Source organism: Pseudomonas sp. MWU12-2319, assembly GCF_023242525.1.
Classification (GTDB): domain Bacteria; phylum Pseudomonadota; class Gammaproteobacteria; order Pseudomonadales; family Pseudomonadaceae; genus Aquipseudomonas; species Aquipseudomonas gingeri_D.
In genome coordinates this window covers 109,763-127,982 of sequence record NZ_JALJES010000014.1, presented here as the reverse complement: position 1 = coordinate 127,982, position 18,220 = coordinate 109,763, and the positions used below count along the sequence as shown (strand labels likewise).

General features: G+C 60.7%; 15 protein-coding genes. 13 read left to right on the top strand and 2 right to left on the bottom strand.

The window, feature by feature from the left end; translation table 11 throughout:
- Positions 1-13: 13 nt before the first annotated feature.
- The 11 genes from M5C01_RS22365 (at position 14) to M5C01_RS22315 (ending at position 12,568) form a co-directional block, all read left to right on the top strand.
- On the top strand, positions 14-2,272 hold the full coding sequence (locus tag M5C01_RS22365; RefSeq protein WP_178129695.1) for a chemotaxis protein CheA: 2,259 nt from the start codon (positions 14-16) through the stop codon (positions 2,270-2,272).
- Positions 2,269-3,930 carry a methyl-accepting chemotaxis protein gene (locus M5C01_RS22360; RefSeq protein WP_103497176.1) on the top strand — a complete coding sequence of 554 codons (1,662 nt, stop codon included), beginning with the start codon at positions 2,269-2,271 and terminating at the stop codon, positions 3,928-3,930. Before M5C01_RS22365 ends, M5C01_RS22360 begins: the two co-directional genes overlap by 4 nt.
- Before the next feature lie 41 nt (positions 3,931-3,971).
- Positions 3,972-4,505 (top strand): chemotaxis protein CheW, encoded by a 534-nt coding sequence (locus tag M5C01_RS22355; protein ID WP_103497177.1) that lies wholly within the window; start codon positions 3,972-3,974, stop codon positions 4,503-4,505.
- Positions 4,506-4,527: 22 nt separating this feature from the next.
- Positions 4,528-5,334, top strand: a complete 807-nt coding sequence (locus M5C01_RS22350) for a protein-glutamate O-methyltransferase CheR (protein ID WP_152736573.1) — start codon at positions 4,528-4,530, stop codon at positions 5,332-5,334.
- Entirely contained in the window at positions 5,331-5,867 is a 537-nt protein-coding gene (locus M5C01_RS22345; RefSeq protein WP_152736572.1) for a chemotaxis protein CheD, read from the top strand. The genes M5C01_RS22350 and M5C01_RS22345 overlap by 4 nt, the downstream gene beginning before the upstream one ends.
- Positions 5,836-6,903 carry a chemotaxis response regulator protein-glutamate methylesterase gene (locus M5C01_RS22340; protein ID WP_103497180.1) on the top strand — a complete coding sequence of 356 codons (1,068 nt, stop codon included), beginning with the start codon at positions 5,836-5,838 and terminating at the stop codon, positions 6,901-6,903. The genes M5C01_RS22345 and M5C01_RS22340 overlap by 32 nt, the downstream gene beginning before the upstream one ends.
- A gap of 187 nt (positions 6,904-7,090) precedes the next feature.
- On the top strand, positions 7,091-8,146 hold the full coding sequence (hflK, locus tag M5C01_RS22335) for an FtsH protease activity modulator HflK (RefSeq protein WP_177103984.1): 1,056 nt from the start codon (positions 7,091-7,093) through the stop codon (positions 8,144-8,146).
- Entirely contained in the window at positions 8,143-9,024 is an 882-nt protein-coding gene (locus tag M5C01_RS22330) for a protease modulator HflC (RefSeq protein ID WP_103497181.1), read from the top strand. The genes hflK and M5C01_RS22330 overlap by 4 nt, the downstream gene beginning before the upstream one ends.
- A 71-nt stretch (positions 9,025-9,095) precedes the next feature.
- The gene (locus M5C01_RS22325) at positions 9,096-10,334 is read left to right on the top strand and encodes a divalent metal cation transporter (protein WP_248764396.1); all 1,239 of its coding nucleotides are present in this window, start codon (positions 9,096-9,098) and stop codon (positions 10,332-10,334) included.
- Positions 10,335-10,359: 25 nt separating this feature from the next.
- Entirely contained in the window at positions 10,360-11,628 is a 1,269-nt protein-coding gene (locus M5C01_RS22320) for a YjbE family putative metal transport protein (protein ID WP_152736570.1), read from the top strand.
- Between the two features lie 67 nt (positions 11,629-11,695).
- Positions 11,696-12,568 (top strand): DUF3800 domain-containing protein, encoded by an 873-nt coding sequence (locus M5C01_RS22315; protein WP_152736869.1) that lies wholly within the window; start codon positions 11,696-11,698, stop codon positions 12,566-12,568.
- A gap of 111 nt (positions 12,569-12,679) precedes the next feature.
- Here the strand turns inward: M5C01_RS22315 and M5C01_RS22310 are convergent, their stop codons facing one another.
- Positions 12,680-13,567, bottom strand: a complete 888-nt coding sequence (locus M5C01_RS22310; protein ID WP_152736569.1) for a LysR family transcriptional regulator — start codon at positions 13,565-13,567, stop codon at positions 12,680-12,682.
- 137 nt (positions 13,568-13,704) lie between these two features.
- On the opposite strand from M5C01_RS22310, the gene M5C01_RS22305 reads away from it, so the two are divergent.
- Both M5C01_RS22305 and M5C01_RS22300 read left to right on the top strand, forming a co-directional pair.
- Positions 13,705-15,354 carry a GMC family oxidoreductase N-terminal domain-containing protein gene (locus M5C01_RS22305; protein WP_152736568.1) on the top strand — a complete coding sequence of 550 codons (1,650 nt, stop codon included), beginning with the start codon at positions 13,705-13,707 and terminating at the stop codon, positions 15,352-15,354.
- A 101-nt stretch (positions 15,355-15,455) separates the two neighbouring features.
- Positions 15,456-17,078 carry an MFS transporter gene (locus M5C01_RS22300; RefSeq protein ID WP_152736567.1) on the top strand — a complete coding sequence of 541 codons (1,623 nt, stop codon included), beginning with the start codon at positions 15,456-15,458 and terminating at the stop codon, positions 17,076-17,078.
- Between the two features lie 334 nt (positions 17,079-17,412).
- Here the strand turns inward: M5C01_RS22300 and M5C01_RS22295 are convergent, their stop codons facing one another.
- Positions 17,413-18,207, bottom strand: coding sequence for a lysophospholipid acyltransferase family protein (locus tag M5C01_RS22295; protein WP_178129694.1), 795 nt, complete (start codon positions 18,205-18,207; stop codon positions 17,413-17,415).
- Between the last annotated feature and the right edge of the window lie 13 nt (positions 18,208-18,220).

Genomic DNA, 18,220 nt, shown 5'->3' with positions numbered 1-18,220 from the left:
AAAGGACTCTATCGTGACGATCAATCTCGACCAGGCACAGCAGACTTTCATCGTCGAAGCACGCGAGCTGCTTCAGGACATGGAGTCATCGTTGTTGCAGCTGGAGTCCGAACCCGATGACAACGATGCCATCGGCGCGATCTTCCGTGCGGCGCATACCATCAAGGGGTCCGCCGGACTGTTCGGCTTGAGCCCCATCGTCGGGTTTACCCATATCGTCGAAGACGTGCTCGATCGCTTGCGCGACGGGGCCATCCAGGTCGATGGCGAGTTGATCGCCCTGCTGCTCAGAAGTGCCGACCATATGCTGGAGCTGGTTGAGGTCGTGGCCGGCGCGGGTGAGGCGATGAGCGACAGCGCCCAGGAGCGTGAGGTGGCGCTGCGCCAGGGATTGCAGAAGTACCAGGCCGTCCGGGCGGCGTCTGTGGTGCCGGCATTGATCGATATCCCGGTGGCCCAGCCGGTACCCGGCCAGGACTCGGTCAGCTCCGGCTATTGGCACATTTCCCTGCGTTTCGGCGCGGATGTGTTTCGCAATGGCATGGACCCGCTGTCCTTTCTTCGCTACCTGAATACCCTGGGCGAGATCGTCCATATCGTCACTCTCGCCGATACCCTGCCCGCCCTGGAGCTGTTCGATGCCGAGAGCTGTCACCTGGGCTTCGAGATCGACCTTGATTCCGATGCCAGCCGTGAAACCATCGCCGAGGCCTTCGATTTCGTGCGTGACGACTGCCAGATCCATATCCTGGCGCCCCACAGTCGAATGGAAGAGTACCTGCGACTTATCAACGCACTGCCTGAAGAACCGGCTCGACTGGGGGAAATCCTGACCCGATGTGGCGCACTGACGACCAAGGAACTGGAAGACGGTTTGCGCGCCCAGCGCGAGCATGCCGAGGCGGCCGGGACAGCGGCCATGCCACTGGGGGAAATCCTGATTGAACAACGGGTGGTCGAACCGGCCGTGGTGCAGTCCGCACTGGAAAAACAGGGCCGGCAGCGCGAGCAGCCCCCCCAGGCTACGGTGGTCGAGGCTCGCTTTGTCCGGGTCAATGCCGACAAGCTGGACGAGCTGATCAATCTGGTGGGCGAACTGGTCATCGCCAGCGCCGGGGCCAACCTGTTGGCGCGCGGCAGCTCGAACGGGCCGTTGCAGGAATCCACTTCGGTGGTGTCGGGACTGGTGGAGGAAATCCTCGACGGCGCGTTGCACCTGCGGATGATCCCCATCGGCGACACCTTCAACCGTTTCCGCCGAGTGGTCCGGGATGTCAGCCAGGAACTGGGCAAGGACATCGAACTGCTGATCAGCGGTGCCGATACCGAGCTGGACAAGACCGTGGTGGAAAAAATCGGCGATCCGCTGATGCACCTGCTGCGTAATGCGATGGATCACGGCATCGAATCCCCGTCGCTGCGCGAGGCCGCCGGCAAGCCCGCCAAGGGCCGGTTGCAGCTCAACGCCTTTCACGATTCGGGCAGCATTGTCCTGGAAATCGCCGACGACGGCGCCGGGCTGAACCGCGACCGGATTCTGCAAAAAGCCGTCGAGCGCGGCCTGGTCCCTGTCGGGGCGAACCTGACGGACCAGGAAATCTACAATCTGATTTTCGAAGCAGGGTTTTCCACCGCCGAAGCGGTGACCAACCTGTCCGGGCGCGGCGTGGGCATGGATGTGGTCAAGCGCAACATCACCCTCTTGCGTGGCACGGTGGATCTGGATAGCCAACCCGGAAAAGGCACGGTCATTCGTATCCGCCTGCCGCTGACCCTGGCGATCATCAACGGATTCCTCGTGGGCATCGGCCAGATCCACTACGTGGTGCCGCTGGAAATGGTCCAGGAGTGCATCGAGTTGAGTGCCGGGCAGCGTCAGAATCTGGCGGGTAACAACTACCTGGACCTGCGCGGGGAAGTCCTGCCGCTGGTGCGCTTACGCGACCACTTCGATCATGCCGGGCTCAGTCTTCGCCGCGAGAACGTGGTGGTGGTCCGTTGTGCCGAGCAAAAGGCCGGACTGGTGGTCGATGAGCTGCTGGGGGAATTCCAGACCGTCATCAAACCCCTCGGCAAGCTGTTCAATGCACTGCGTGGCATCAGTGGCTCCACCATTCTGGGCAGCGGCGAGGTCGCTCTGATTCTCGATGTTCCGGCGTTGCTGGGGGAGCTGGTCCAGCGTGAAACCCGGCAAGCCGCTGCTTATTCCTTGACCGATAGCAAATCTGGCAACTCAGCCAACCACACCGCACATGGAGGGGCCCTTCAATGAAATGGTTCTACGATCTGAGAATAGCAACCAAGCTCATCGCTTCGTTTCTGCTGGTGTTGGTCCTGATGGCGCTGATGGGAGCATTTGCTGTCATTCAACTGGGCCAGGTCAACCAGACCGCCACCGACATGCGCGACAACTGGCTGCCCTCCGTGCGCCTGTCCTCGGGCATTCGGTTTTTTGTCGCCAACTATCGGATCAAGGAGATTCGTTATCTGCTGGCCGAAGATTCGACGGAGCGAGCTCAGTATGAACAAGAGACTACCGATGCCCGCAAGGAGGTCGACACCCGCATTGTCCGCTATGAGAAGGACGGCCTGATTTCCGGCCCCGCGGAACAAGCGCTGTTCGATACGTTCAAGAACGACTGGGAGACCTACCTGGCCAGCAGTAAGAAGATGCTCGCCGAGTCCCGGCAGGAGGGTGGGCGCGAGCAAGCCATGGCTGTTCTCAGGGGGGACTCGAAGCGAACCTTCGAATTGATATCCGCCGATCTGCTGAAAATAATCGAACTCAACGACACCGGGGCGACGGCCGCCAATCAACGGGGTAACGAGATCTACGCCAACGGACGGATGTCGATCATGGCCGCGGTGATCGTGGCCTTGCTCATTGGCATTGCCCTGGCGTTGTTCATTTCGCGGATCATTGCCACCCCGCTAAAAGCCGCTGCCGGTGTTGCCGGCCAGTTGGCCGAGGGTAATCTGGCGGTAACCATTGCATCGGGTTCCAAGGACGAGACCGGTCAGGTGCTTACGGCGATGCAGACCATGGTCGGCAAGCTCTCGCAGATTATCGGCGAAGTGCGCACCGCCGCCGACAACCTGGCCAGCGCGTCCGAGGAAGTCAGCGCCACCGCGCAGTCCATGAGCCAGGCCACCAGCGAGCAGGCGGCCAGTGTCGAGGAGACCAGTGCCTCCGTCGAGCAGATGAGCGCCAGCATCAACCAGAACACCGAGAACGCCAAGGTTACCGACGGCATGGCGAGCAAGGCGGCCAAGGAAGCCACCGATGGCGGCGACTCCGTGCAGCAGACCGTCCAGGCGATGAAGAAAATCGCCCAGCGCATCAGCATCATCGACGACATTGCCTACCAGACCAACCTGCTGGCCTTGAACGCGGCCATTGAAGCGGCGCGGGCGGGAGAACATGGCAAGGGCTTCGCGGTGGTGGCGGCGGAAGTACGCAAATTGGCCGAACGCAGCCAGGTGGCCGCGCAGGAGATCGGCGAGCTGTCCACCAGCAGTGTCGAAATGGCCGAACGGGCCGGGCATTTGTTGAACGAGATGGTGCCGTCGATCAACAAGACCTCCGATCTGGTCCAGGAAATTACCGCCGCCTCCGAAGAACAGGCTGCCGGCGTGGCGCAGATCAATACCGCGATGAACCAGCTCAACCAGGTCACTCAGCAAAATGCGTCAAGCAGCGAAGAGCTGGCCGCCACGGCCGAAGAGATGAGCAGCCAGGCTGAACAGTTGCAGCAGGCGATGAGCTTTTTCACGCTGGAGGCGGCCAATGCGAGCGTGAACGTGGCGCAAGGCAAATCGCGCGCGGCCGGTGGCATGGCGCGATCGGTCGTACGGGCACCGCAACCGGCCCTGCACAAGAGTTTCGCCCAGGCCGTCGGCCCCGACGAAAGCGAGTTCACCCGGTTCTGAGCGACGCCTGGACGCGGACCCTTTTCATGCAGGAGAGCAACATGGGTGCATTAATGACTACCCGCCAGGCGGTGGCGGTGCCAACGCAGGAGGCGCAGTACCTGACGTTCCTGCTGGCCGGCGAGATGTTCGCCATCGGCATCCTGGGAATCAAGGAAATCATCGAGTACGGCCATGTCACGCCAGTGCCGATGATGCCCGCCTTCGTCCGTGGCGTGATCAACCTGCGCGGTGCCGTGGTGCCGGTGGTGGACCTGGGCGCGCGCTTCGGGCAGCAGTGTTCGAGCGTGACCCGGCGCAGTTGCGTGGTGATTATCGAAGCCAGCGATGATGACGGTCGGGCCCAGGATATCGGCTTGCTGGTCGACACAGTGTCCGAGGTGCTGGAAATTCCGGCGGCCGAGGTCGAACCGCCGCCGAGCTTCGGTGCGCGCATTCGCGCCGATTTCATCAGTGGCATGGCCAAGGTCGAAGGCAAGTTCGTCATCGTCCTGGACGTTGACCGGGTGTTGTCGGTGGATGAGATGTCGCAGTTGGCGGAGGCCGGTGGTAGCCACATACACCCGGTGCCGTGAGTGGTGAAGAAGGAGCGTCAGGTTGAACGGCATCAAGCTCGAGGATCGCGAATTCACCCAGTTCCAGACCTGGCTCTACGGGGCGGCGGGCATCAGCTTGTCGGCCGCGAAAAAGGCCCTGGTCGCCGGGCGTCTGTTCAAGCGCCTCAAGCATCACGAACTGGACAGTTATGATGCCTATTTCAAACTGATCATGGGCAAGGAGAACGCTGGTGAGCTGCAGGTGGCCCTCGACCTGTTGACCACCAACGAGACCTACTTCTTCCGCGAACCCAAGCACTTCGACTTCCTGCGCCAACAGGTATTGCCCCGCGCCGCGCCGGGAAAGACCTTCCGGGTGTGGAGCGCGGCCAGCTCCTCGGGCGAAGAACCCTACAGCCTGGCCATGACCCTGGCCGAGGGCCTGGGCAGTACGCCGTGGGAGGTGATCGGCTCGGATATCAGCACCCAGGTATTGGCCAAGGCCCGCAGCGGGCACTATCCGATGGAGCGGGCGAGCAACCTGCCGTCCGCGTTGCTGAGCCGTTATTGCCTCAAGGGCGTTGGTCAGCAGAGCGGCACCTTCCTGATCGACAAGAGCCTGCGTCAGCGGGTGAGCTTTATCCAGGTCAATCTGAACGACACCCTGCCGCAACTGGGGGAGTTCGAGGTCATTTTCCTGCGTAACGTAATGATCTACTTCGATCAGGAGACCAAGCGCAAAGTGGTCAACCGTCTCTTGCCGTTTCTGCGGCGTGGCGGTTATTTCATCATCAGCCACTCGGAAAGCCTGCACGGCGTCAGCGACGCGTTCAAGCTGGTGGCTCCTTCCATCTATCAAAAGCCATGAAGACCGCTATCGCCATGGACGTCGAAGAAATCTACCTGGCTCCCGGAAGCCTGTGCTTTCGCAACAGCCCTACCCGTATCCATACCCTGTTGGGCTCTTGTGTCTCGATGATTGTCTGGCATCCGGTGCGCAAGCTCGGCGGGATATCCCATTGTCTGCTGCCCGGTCGCCAGCAGCGCGGCGAGGCCCTGGACGGCAGTTATGTCGACGAAGCCTTTGAATGGTTGATGCTGCACATTCAGGGCTACCGGAGTGAGGCCCGGGAGTATCAACTGAAGTTGTTTGGTGGCGGTGAGATGTTTCCCCACCAGTCACGCGATCATGCCGCCGGTGATATCGCCGGTCTGAACTGCGCGGCCGTCACCCAAATCGCCGAGCGTCTGCACTTGTCACCCAGCGCCATGGACCTGGGGGGAACCGGGCACCGCAACCTGGTCTTCGACACTTGGAGCGGTGCTGTCTGGGTTCGGCATCTCTCTTTGCAAACGGTGGAAGGCAGTCATGAAAAAAATAAGCGTATTGCTGGTCGATGACTCCGCCGTGGTCCGTCAAGTGCTGATGGCGATCCTCGGCCAGGCACCGGATATCGAGGTGACGGTCGCCGCCGACCCGATCTTCGCCATGGATAAAATGGCCAAGGCCTGGCCGGACGTGATTGTGCTGGATGTGGAAATGCCCCGCATGGACGGCATCACCTTTCTGAAAAAGATCATGGCCGAGCGCCCCACCCCGGTGGTCATCTGCTCCTCGCTGACCGAACGCGGCGCCGAGACCACCTTGCAGGCGCTTGCGGCCGGGGCTGTGGATATCATCACCAAGCCACAAGGCGGCGTTAAGAACTTCCTGTTGGAGTCCGCCGCCCATCTGCTCGGCGCCGTTCGTGGCGCGGCCGGTGCCAATGTCAGGAACCTCGCCCCGCGCGCGGCGGCGCCACGACTTGAGGTGGCCAGCAAGCTGAGCGCCGATGCGATGTTGTCGGCGGCCGGCAGCCAGGCGATGGCCCAGACCACCGAGCGCATTGTCGCCATCGGCACGTCCACGGGTGGGACCCAGGCACTGGAGGCGCTGCTCACCGTGCTGCCCAGAGTCTGCCCGGGGATCGTCATCGTTCAGCATATGCCGGAGAAATTCACCGCCTCCTTTGCCCAGCGCCTCAACGGGCTGTCGCAGATTGAAGTCCGCGAGGCGCAGAACAACGATCGGGTCCTGCCCGGCCTGGCGCTGATCGCCCCGGGCGGCAAGCACATGATGCTGGTGCGTAACGGCGCCTACTACCATGTGCAGGTGGCGGACGGCCCGCTGGTCAATCGCCATCGGCCGTCGGTGGATGTGCTGTTTCGCTCGGTGGCCAAGTTCGCCGGGAAGAACGCCACCGGCATCATCATGACCGGCATGGGCGACGATGGTGCCCGTGGCCTCAAGGAAATGGCCGATGCCGGTGCCGCGACCGTGGCCCAGGACGAGGCCAGTTGCGTGGTGTTCGGCATGCCCAGGGAGGCCATCAAGCTGGGTGCCGCCAAACGTGTCCTGTCCTTGCAGGACATGCATCTGGCGGTGCTGGGCAAGTAGCCTGGGTTCACTCCGGTTCAAGCTCTGCTCCTGGGAATATTTCCCAATCAGCACATTTGCCATCCAGGCGCCTCAATCATTGCGCCAAGTCAGGAGTCATTCAGGACTCGGCTGTATGATGTTGCGCAATATTTAGTAATAGAATCTTTGATCCGTTTCCCCGGCCAGCCGCCTCCAGGATAAGACCATGTCCGACCCGCAGCCCTTGACTCCCCTGGAACCGGAAAAGTCTTCCGCCTCATTGGGCGAGCAAGCCCGCGCGATGGGCCTCAAAGCCAATCGTTTCGTTGCCCTCACGGGACTGCAAGGCAAAGGTCTGGCACTGGTGGTCGGGTTGCTGGCGTTTGTCTGGATCGTCGGTGGCATCTACAAGGTCCAGCCCGACGAGCAAGGTATCGTCCTGCGCTTCGGCAAATGGGTCGACACCACCGAGGCGGGTTTGCATTACCACCTGCCCTTCCCTATCGAAACGGTGTTGCTGCCCAAGGTCACCACGGTCAACCAGCTGCAATTGGGCCACGCTCCCGCGCTCGGCCTGAACGACAGCAGCCTGTCCCGCGACAAGCAGATGCTGACCGGCGACGAGAATATCGTCGAGGCCGATTGCGCGGTGTTCTGGCGGATCAAGGACGCCGGGCAGTTTCTGTTCAGCATGGACAAGCCCGAATTCGCCATCAAGCTGGCCGCCGAGAGTGCCCTGCGTGAAGTGATCGGGCGTACGCCGATCCAGGCGGCCCTGTCGGACAAGCGCCAGGAGATCGCCGAGGAAACCAAGACCTTGTTGCAAGGCTTGCTCGACGATGAAAAAGCCGGCGTGCTGATCACCCAGATCCAGTTGCAGCGCGTCGATCCGCCACCGGCGGTGATCGATGCGTTCAACGATGTGCAGCGGGCCCGGGCCGACCAGGAGCGCGCGCGCAACGAGGCCGAGTCCTACGCCAACGACATTCTTCCGCGGGCCAGGGGCGAAGCGTCCCATATCAACCAGGAAGCCGAGGCCTACAAGGCCCAGGCGGTCAATCTGGCCGAAGGCGACGCGAAAAGCTTCCTGGCGGTGTACGAAAGTTATGCACAGGCCAAGGAGGTGACCAGCTGGCGCCTGTATATGGAAAGCACCGATGAAGTGCTGAAAAAAGCCTCCAAGGTGATCATCGATACCTCCGGCAAAGGTGTCTCGGGCGTGGTGCCCTATATGCCGCTGTCGGAACAGGACAAGCGCCCGGCCAAGGAGCAGACCCGATGAAACCGCGGATTCGTATGGCCCTGGTGATCCTCGCGCTGGTTGTCCTGTGGACCCTCGGCGCCTCGCTGTATACCGTCGATGAAGCCCAGCAGGCCCTGGTGGTCCGGCTCGGCGCGCCGACCGCGCCGGTGCGTACGCCGGGGCTGAAACTCAAGGTGCCGTTGATCGACACCGTGATCTATTACGACACCCGCATCCTGACCCTGGCACCGCCTTCCGAGCAGGTGATCCTCGGTGACCAGAAACGCCTGGAGGTGGAAACCTATGCGCGTTATCGCATCGTCGACCCGCTGCGTTTCTATCAGGCCCTGCGTACGGTGGACCAGGCCAATGCGCAACTGGCCCAGTTGGTCAGCTCGTCGCTGCGCCGCGAGCTGGGGCAGGTGATGCTCAAGTCGCTGTTGTCCGCCGAGCGGCCGAAGATTGTCGAGCATATCCAGAGCGAGGTGGTGGAGAAGGCCAGGCCCCTGGGCATCGAGGTCACCGAAGTGCGTTTTCATCGCGCCGACCTGCCGTTCGAAACCAGCCAGGCGATCTATGACCGGATGAAGTCCGAGCGTCAGCGCGAGGCCAAGGAGCTTCGCGCCCAGGGCTTCGAGTGGGCGCAACAGATCCAGGCCAATGCCGAGCGGGAACGGGCGGTGCTGATCTCCGAGGCGCAACGGCAAAGCCGCATCACCCATGGTGAAGCCGATGCCCTGGCGAACCAGATCTCGTCCCAGGCGTTCAACAAGGACCCCGAGTTCTACAAGCTCTACCGCAGCCTGCAGACCTATCGGCAGTCCTTGTCCGAGTCCGCGCCGACGCTGGTGCTGTCACCGGATACGGCGTTCCTCAAGGATTTCAAAAGTGGCCCGCAGGTGAATAGCCGACCCTGACGCCCGCCGAGGGTCGATGAACGGAATTTTCGCCATCTACGGACGCACGCCATGAGCCGGGAACAGACATGATGCCAAGCATTTCAATCCGCTCGAGCCGGCTGCGCCTGATGGCCGCCGCCGTCGGTCCGGGGCTGGTGGTGATGCTGGCGGACACCGAGGCCGGCAGCGTGATCACCGCCGCGCAGAGCGGTGCGCAATGGGGCTATCGGCTGCTGTTGCTGCAGTTCCTCATTATTCCGTTGCTGTATACCGCCCAGGAACTCTCGATCCGCCTGGGGCTGGGAACGGGCAAGGGCTTCGGTGAACTGGTGCGCCTGCGGTTTGGTCGTGGCATTGCGTTGTTGTCCCTGGCAACGCTGGTGCTCAGTTGTTTCGGTGCCCTGGTCACCGAATTGAGCGGACTGGCCGGGGTCGGCGAGCTGTTCGGCGTACCGCTATGGGAAACCATCGGCGTGTTGGTGGTGCTGATTTTCGCGATGGTCTGTACCGGCTCCTACCAGGGTGTCGAACGTATTGCGATTTGCCTGGGCCTGTTCGGCGTGGCCTTTATCGCCGTGGCCTGGAACGCTCACCCCGATCCCCGGCAAATCGCGGCGCAGTGGTACCAGATGCCATTTCACGACAGTTCCTACCTTTACCTGGTGGCCGCCAACCTGGGTACCAGCGTCATGCCGTGGACGGTGTTCTACCAACAGTCGGCGCTGATCGACAAAGGCCTGGGCGCCCGGCACCTGAAAGCGGCGCGCATCGAAACCTTTCTCGGCGCGACCCTCTGCCAGATTCTCACGGCTGCCGTGGTGATTGCCGCAGCGGCGTGTTTCAACCGCTCCGACGCGTCCTTCACCTTGACCAGCGTGCCGCAACTGGCCGATGCCTTTACCGCTTCCCTGGGCCAGACAGTCGGGCGCGGGGTTTTTGCGATGGGGCTGGCCGGGGGCGCGCTGGTGGCCACCATCGTGGTTTGCCTGACCGTGGCCTGGGGCGTCGGCGAGGCCACTGGCCGACGGCATTCCCTGGAGCAGCGTCCCGCCGACGCCCCCTGGTTCTACGCGGCATTCGGTGCCATGTTGCTGGGGGCCGGGGTGCTGGTAGGTTCCGGGGTCAATCTGGTCGAACTGTCGATCTTCACCGGGGTGGTCAACGCATTGTTGCTGCCGGCGGTACTCGGCCTGCTCTATTGGCTGGCCCGTACGCAGTTGGCCGGCGCGTTCAGGTTACAGGGCTGGTATGCGCGGGTGGTGGGCCTGGTATTCGGATTTGCCTCCCTGGCAGGTCTGTTCTGTGGTGTAGGAGGTTTGTTGAATTGATGACGATGGTTGCGGGAGCGGCAAGATGATCGGCTTGGATACCGGTATGCAGGGGATCAACCTGACGTTGCAGGTGTTCCTGCTCGACCTGCTGCTGAGCGGCGATAATGCCGTGGTCATCGCCCTGGCCTGCCGCCACCTGCCGGCCCGGCAGATGCGCCAGGCGCTGTTCGCCGGGATGGGCGTGGCGGTCGGGTTGCGGATCCTGTTCACCTCGGTGATCAGCCTGTTGCTCAAGGTGCCTTGCCTGAAACTGGCAGGCATGGTCGCGCTGGTAGTCATTGCCATCAAGTTGTTGGTGGGGGAAGAAGACGCCGAACACTTGCCGCAGCGTTCGGGGTCGACGCTCTGGTCGGTGGTCGGGCTTATCGTCTTTGCCGACCTGACCATGAGCCTGGACAATGTGGTGGCCCTGGCCGCCGTCGCCCAGGACAACATCGGGATTCTGGTGCTGGGGTTGCTGCTGAGCATCCCGATGTTGATGTACGGCAGTTTGTTTGTGACCGGGTTGTTCAAGCGTTATCCCTGGTTGATCCCGGCGGGCGGTGCCTTGTTGGGCTGGGTGGCCGGGGATATCGGCATGTCCGACCCGCTGATCGCCGATTGGGTGGCGACCCAGGCACCGGGCCTGGTGTTGGCGATGCCGCTGGCCTGTGCGATTTTTGTGTTGGTGGAGAGCCGGATCATCCAGCGCAACCTGCGTTTGCTGCCCAGGCCCGAGCCGGTTTTGCGCCATGCCCGCATGGATGAGCCTGTGCTCGCCGAACCGATGGTGGCCAGCGTGGTTCGGGTGGTTGAAGCGCAGGAGGATATTTCCGGGGGGCGTGAGCCCCTGTCCGCCGAGTTGCTCCCTCCCGAGACGGTCCTGCCTGTGGATAACTCGCCTGTCGAGCCTGTGCCGGACGAACTGAGCCGCAAGCGCCGATGGTACTGGGTCGGGGCGTTGGCGGCGGTTCCGTTGCTGGGGTATATCGGTTATTCGGTGATCTATGTCGGCATCATCAAGAGCGGCTACATGCCGACGCCCAGGCTGTTGAGCAGCTACGAGTGTCCTGGTTTGAACGGGCCGTTCGTCTTCTTCTACCAGCATGGCAAGGACACCGTGCGTATCCACAGCAGCGCCGGTTCGCTTGATGGCGCCCTGATCAAGGGCCGGCTGGAGTGGATCAATTCAACCCGGGCCTCGTCGATGCTCGGCTTTACGCCGCCCCAGGAAATTACCAATGACGATGCCACCTCCATTCGTATCAATGGGGGGAGCTTTTCGCAAATGGTTTGTTTCAAAAAAGACTAGGTGATCGAGGTGGGCAGGAACTGAGAGTGTGTTCCACTTGAAGAAAAATCAGGGGAGCGATCACTCGATGTCAAATACTACCTTGCCCTCCAAAAAACTCCCTCTCTTTGAACGAGAAAGTAAGTCAGAGTTTGGTCTTGGGAAATTACCTACAGTGTCTGGGAAATATAGTGACTTTATCGTTTACGTTGACGAAAGCGGTGATCATGGAATGCAGAGGCTAGACGCAAATTATCCAATGTTGGTACTGGCTTTTTGCATATTTCATAAGCGATACTACTGCGAGACGGTAATTCCTGCCTTGCAAAAATTCAAATTCAACCACATGGGGCATGATTTAATTGGGCTTCATGAGTTGGAAATACGAAAAGAAAAAGGCGCTTTTTCCAGTTTGTTTGTCTCGCGACAACATAAAAACGAATTCCTCGACGAACTGACCAGCATCATTGATACGAGTAACTTCATATTGATCAGTTGCGTGGTTGATAAGATGAGGTTGCGCGAAAAGCAGGGTACTAGCCAGAACCCCTACCATCTGGCGCTGGGCTTCTGTCTGGAGACCCTTTACGAGCTTTTAGAGGAAAAGCGACAGACTGGCGTTTTAACGCACGTCATTTTTGAGCGTAGAGGGAAAAAGGAAGATAACGAATTAGAGTTGGAGTTTCGCCGTATGTGCGACGCCGCCAATAAGTTGAATATACAACTTCCCTTTGAAATAATTTTTGCAACCAAACAAGTTAATTCCACCGGCTTGCAATTGGCTGATCTTGTTGCCAGGCCGATTGGAATGAGCGTATTACGCGCAGGGCAAGAGAACCGAGCGTTCGATGTGCTCAAGCGAAAGTTCTACTGCAGTGGTGGCCGGGAGAACGCGGGAGCAGGGTTTGAAAATTGGGGGCTGAAGATTTTTCCTACTCTAGAAAGCGAAAAGCCCCGATGAAACTCACCGAGGCTACGACGCCGACCAGGATCCCCCAGTCCACTTGGCGCAAAGTCTAGGTTGGCAGCTCCTGACTGTCAATGATGCACAGTAGTTGGCCGAATACGCTTCTTATTGCGATAGCAACACACCCTGCTCACTCGCACACAATGCCAGCAGAAAATCCCACACCACCCGCAAGCGCACGGACTTGTGCAATTCCCGTCGGGTGCTGATCCAGTAGCTGCGCTGGATGGTCTCCTCCGGGAGCACGCGCACCAGCTGCGGGTCGCCCTTGGCCATATAGTTGGGTAATACCGCAATGCCCAGCCCGGCCCGCGCCGCCTGTTGCTGGGCTATGACGCTGGTGCTGCGAAAAATCACATTCGGTGTGCGGCAGAAGTTGTTGAGGAACAGCAGCTCCTCGCTGAACAGCAGGTCGTCGACATAGCCGATCCAGTTGTGCTGCGACAGATCATCCCGGTGCTGCAAGGTCGGCGCCCGGGCGAGGTAGTCCGGGCTGGCATACAGCGCCAGGCGGTAATCGGTCAGCTTGCGAGTGATCAACAGGTCGGCGTTGGGCCGGTCGAGGTGGATGCTGATTTCCGCTTCGCGGTTGAGGATGCTGACGAAACGCGGCACCGCCACCAGCTCCACCTCCAGCCCCGGATAACGTTCGTACAGGCTGCCCATGCGCGTGGTGAGAAACATGATGCCGATCCCTTCGGTCACCCCCAGGCGAATCTTGCCCAGGGGCGCGATGGCCTGGGTGATTTCCTCCTGGGCCAGCAAGGCCACGTTTTCCATGGCCTCGGCATGCTTGAGCAAGGCCTGGCCCGAGGGCGTCAGTTCGTAGCCCTGGGCGTGCTGGACAAACAGCGCGGTGCCCAGGCTCTGCTCGATGGTCTCGATATGCCGGGCCACGGTGCTGTGGGTGGTGTTCAGGCGCTTGGCCGCGGTCAGCAGACGTCCGCTGCGCTGCAGCTCGAGAAAAAAACGCAGGTCGTTCCAGTCGAACATGGGGCTTCCTTGTGAATCACGGGGTTCACGGCCTTGCTTGAAAACGCACAGTACTTGCGCAAAAACGAAGGTTTTCATCTCGAAACTAATCAATAACATGAAGGGAGACAAGAACAATAAAAAAGGCGAGGTTGCCTATGTCATCCGCCCACCTGCCCTATGACTACGTGATAGTCGGTGCCGGGCCCGCTGGCTGTGTGCTGGCCAATCGGCTGTCCGCCGACCCGCAGAAAAATGTCCTTCTGCTCGAAGCCGGCGGCCAGGATAACTACCCCTGGATTCATGTGCCGGTGGGGTATCTCTACTGCATCGGCAATCCCCGTACCGACTGGTGCTTCAAGACCGAAGCGCAACCCGGCCTGCAAGGTCGCAGCCTCGGCTACCCGCGCGGCAAGGTGCTGGGCGGCAGCTCGTCGATCAATGGCATGATCTATATGCGTGGCCAGGCCGGCGACTATGATCGCTGGGCCGCGCAAGGTAATCCGGGCTGGGCCTGGAACGATGTCCTGCCGTTGTTCAAGCGCAGCGAAAACCATTTTGGCGGTGCCAGCGAATTCCACAGCGACCAGGGCGAGTGGCGGGTCGAACAGCAGCGCTATTCCTGGCCGATCCTCGATGCCTTCCGCGATGCCGCCGCAGAAAACGGCATTGCCAGCGTCAGCGATTTCAACGCGGGCGATAATCAGGGCTGTGGATACTTTCAGGTCAACCAGCGTTCCGGTGTGCGCTGGAATTCGTCGAAAGCTTTTTTGCGGCCAATCCTCAAGCGTCCCAACCTGACGATCCTGACCGGTGTCCAGGTTGACCGGGTGAACCTGGAAAACGGCCGCGCCAGCGCCGTCGTCGCGCGCTGGCAGGGTGAGGAACATGTGTTCAATGTTCGGCGCGAGATTGTCCTGTGCGCCGGTTCGGTCGGTTCTCCCGGCATTCTCCAGCGTTCGGGCATCGGCCCGCGGCCCTTGCTGGAAAACCTCGGCATCGCAGTGCGCCACGAACTGCCGGGGGTCGGCGGCAATCTGCAGGATCATCTGCAACTGCGCCTGATCTACAAACTCAGCAATGCCCGCACCCTCAACCAGGTCGCCAATAGCCTGTGGGGCAAAGTCGGCATGGGCCTGCGTTATCTCTACGACCGCAGTGGTCCGTTGGCCATGGCCCCGAGCCAGTTGGGGGCGTTCGTGAAGTCCTCGCCGGAACAGGCCTCGGCCAATTTGCAGTACCACGTGCAGCCCTTGTCGCTGGAGCGCTTCGGCGAGCCGCTGCATCGGTTCCCGGCCTTTACCGCTTCGGTATGCAACCTGCGCCCCTTGAGCCGGGGGCGGATCGATATTCGTTCGGCTGATCCCGATGTGGCGCCCTTGATCGATCCGAATTACCTGAGCGATCCCGAGGATCTGAAAGTCGCGGCCGAGGCGATCCGGCTGACCCGGCGCATTGTCGACTCCCCTGCCCTGCGACGCTTCAAACCCGAGGAATACCTGCCCGGGGCGGCGCTGCAAACCGAAGAACAGTTGCATGAGGCGGCCGCGCGGATCGGTACGACGATCTTTCACCCGGTGGGCACCTGCCGGATGGGCAATGGCGCGCTGGATGTGGTGGATGCTCGGCTGCGGGTGCACGGCGTGCCGGGGTTGCGGGTTGCCGATGCGTCGATCATGCCGAACATCGTCTCCGGCAATACCTGTTCGCCGACGGTGATGATTGCCGAGAAGGCGGCGCAGATGATTCTGGCGGATGTCTCGGCCATTTCTGATATTCAGGCAGCGCAGATCCCGGCGGGCACCTAGCATCCATACAGCAAAAAGCGGATTCCGGTGGCGGTCAGCCGGAATCCACAGTGGAACAACAACAATAATCACTGTGGCCCCCAGGGCCGAGGACATGGCAAATGTCGGACTACATCGAGCAACAGCCCGTGCGCGTTATCGCGAACACCGGCCGGGAAGAACGAAAGATCATTTTTGCGTCATCCCTCGGGACGGTTTTCGAGTGGTATGACTTTTTTCTCTATGGCGCCCTGGCGGCGGTGATCAGCAAGCAGTTCTTTGCAGGGGTCAACGACACCACGGCGTTTATCTTCGCCCTCATGGCCTTTGCCGCGGGCTTCCTGGTCCGGCCTTTCGGTGCCCTGGTATTCGGGCGCCTGGGGGATATGATCGGGCGCAAATACACCTTCCTCATGACCATCATCCTGATGGGCCTTTCCACCTTTGCCGTCGGCCTGTTGCCGACCTACACCAGCATCGGTATCGCCGCGCCGATCATCCTGGTCCTGCTGCGCATGCTCCAGGGCCTGGCGCTCGGCGGTGAATACGGCGGCGCCGCGACTTACGTGGCCGAGCACGCACCGACCGGCAAACGCGGTTCGTATACCGGCTGGATTCAATCCACCGCGACCCTGGGCCTGCTGCTGTCCCTGCTGGTGGTGCTCGCCAGCCGTTATATCAGCGGCGATCAGTTCGAAGTCTGGGGCTGGCGCCTGCCGTTCCTGCTGTCGATCTTCCTGCTGGCGATTTCCACCTGGATCCGCCTGAGCATGCACGAGTCGCCGGCCTTCGTGAAAATGAAGGCCCAGGGCAAGGTCAGCCGCTCGCCGATCCGTGAATCCTTCGGCTCCTGGCAGAACCTGAAGATCGTCCTGACCGCCCTCTTCAGCATCAACGCCGGGCAGGCGGTGACCTTCTACACCGCGCAGTTCTACGTGCTGTTCTTCATGACCCAGATGCTCAAGATGGACCCGACCCAGGCCAATACCCTGCTGATCATCAGCGTGGTGATCGGTGCGCCGTTCTTTGTGCTGTTCGGCTGGCTGTCGGACAAGATCGGTCGCAAGCCGATCCTGATGTTCGGCCTGTTGCTGGCGACCGTGTGTTATTTCCCGCTGTTCAAAGCCTTGAGCCATTACGCCAATCCTCAGATCGACGCGGCCAGCCGCCAGGCACCGATCGTGGTGCTGGCCGATCCGGCGAGCTGCACCTTCCAGTTCGACCCGGTGGGCAAGGCGCGTTTCGACAGCCCGTGCGACAAGGTCAAGACCTTCCTGGTCAAGCAGGGCTTGCCCTACAGCTCGCAAGCCGCGGCACCGGGGACGAATGTGACGGTCTCGGTGGGAGAACAGAAGATCAGCGGGTACGACGAAGCGGCGATGCGTTCGGCAATCACCACGGCGGGTTATCCGGCCAAGGCCGATAGCGCGTCAGTGAATGAGCCGATGGTGGTGCTGCTGATCGTCTTGCTGATTCTGATTGCCACCATGACCTATGGCCCGCTGGCGGCGGTGATGGTCGAGCTATTCCCGACGCGCATCCGCTACACCTCCATGTCGCTGCCCTACCATATCGGCAACGGCTGGTTCGGCGGGTTCCTGCCCACGGTGTCCTTTGCGCTGGTGGTCTACACCGGGGATATCTTCTATGGCCTGTGGTACCCGGTGCTGGTCACCGGAGTCAGCCTGGTGGTGGGGTTGTTCTGCCTGAAGGAAACCAAGGGCGTGGATCTGGACAAGGTCTGAGGTTGCCGACGACTTTGCAGACACCACGAAACCTGTAGGAGCAGGGCTTGCCCGCGAAGCTTTTAGCGTCCTTGCGGGCCCCTTCGCTGGCAAGCCAGGCTCCTACAGGGTTGTGGCGATCTCAAAGGCCTCTTCGTCGCTAATCGAGCGTCGAGCGGTGGACCCTATTTCAGTTTGAAAAACCGGCATCAAAGCCGGTTTTTTTATCGCCCAAAAAAACTTATGCACGATTTACAACAGAAAGTCATACAGAGAAATAAGCAATAAAATCATATACTTACATCGTATTTCTGAAAGAAATCAAAATCTTGTGCACAAGTTATCCACAATCCCATCAAATGGCGACAGGCGTCTCTACCGCCGGCGCCGGCGGCAATGAGCCCATGTCCCGCTGGGTCTGCTCGTTCCAGGCCTGGACCCGGTCATTGAGCTCGGCAATCGCCCGTGGCCCGCTGCCCTCGGCCATCATCGGCTTGCCGATCACCACCGTGATGGTGCCGGGTTTCTTCAGCCAGCCGGTCTTCGGCCAGAACTTGCCGGCGTTGTGGGCAATCGGCAGCACCGGCAGATCGGCGTTTACCGCCAGTGCCGTACCGCCCCGGGAGAACTTGCCGACCGTTCCGAACGGCACACGGGTGCCTTCCGGGAAGATCAGCACCCAGACATTGTCCTTGAGCAACTCGTCGCCCTTTTTCGCCACATGCTTGAGCGCTGCCTTCGGGTTGTCCCGGTCAATGGCGATCGGCCGCAGCATGGCCATGGCCCAGCCGAAGAACGGCACATACAGCAACTCACGCTTGAGCACCTGGCTCAATGGCGAGAAATAGGCCGAGAGGAAGAAGGTTTCCCAGGTGCTCTGGTGATTCGACAGAATCACGCAAGGGCGCTCGGGCACATTCTCCGCACCTTTGATATCGACCGTGATGCCGAGGAAGACCTTGGTCAGCCACAGGGCACAACGGCACCAGTACACATTGATAAAGCGATAACGTGCCTTGAACGGCAGGAACGGCGCGATAAAAAAGCTCAGGGAGCACCACAACAGCGAACTGGTGCCCAGCAGCAGGTAAAAGAAAAAGGTTCTGATGGCCTGCAGGATCGACATAGCGGCATTTACCGTTGCGGGCATTGCCCGCCTATAA